The following is a 473-nucleotide window of genomic DNA, read 5'->3' on the forward strand; positions in this document are numbered from 1 at the left end:
CAGGTATTCCATCGGGCCGCCGAACATGTAGGTGTTCACCGGCACCTTCGGCCGGTTCACCGGCAGCTGGTGGAAGTTCGCGCCGATGCGGTTCCGCTGCGCGTCGTTGTAGGCGAAGGCGCGGCCCTGCAGCATCTTGTCCGGCGACAGCCCGATGCCCGGAACGGTGTTGCCCGGCGAGAAGGCGGCCTGCTCGATCTGGGCGTGGAAGTTTTCCGGGTTCCGGTTCAGCGTCATCCGGCCGACCTTGATCAGCGGATAGTCGCCATGCGGCCAGACCTTTGTCAGGTCGAAGGGGTTGATGCGGTAGGTCCTGGCGTCCTCGTAGGGCATGACCTGGACCGACATCTCCCACGACGGGAAGTCGCCCTGGGCGATGGCGTCGAACAGGTCGCGGCGGTGGAAGTCGGCGTCCTTGCCCGACATCTTCGTCGCTTCCTCGTCGGTGAAGAACTTCATGCCCTGGTTGGTGT

1 protein-coding gene is annotated in these 473 nt (G+C 64.5%); it reads right to left on the reverse strand.

What is annotated here, in order from left to right; genetic code table 11:
- Positions 1 to 473, reverse strand: a 473-nt coding sequence (locus Q8G36_RS28640) for a catalase (RefSeq protein ID WP_305275345.1), incomplete at both ends; no start/stop codon positions are given.

This window comes from Peribacillus frigoritolerans (assembly GCF_030676415.1).
In the GTDB taxonomy this organism is placed as follows: Bacteria; Bacillota; Bacilli; order Bacillales; family DSM-1321; genus Peribacillus; species Peribacillus frigoritolerans_A.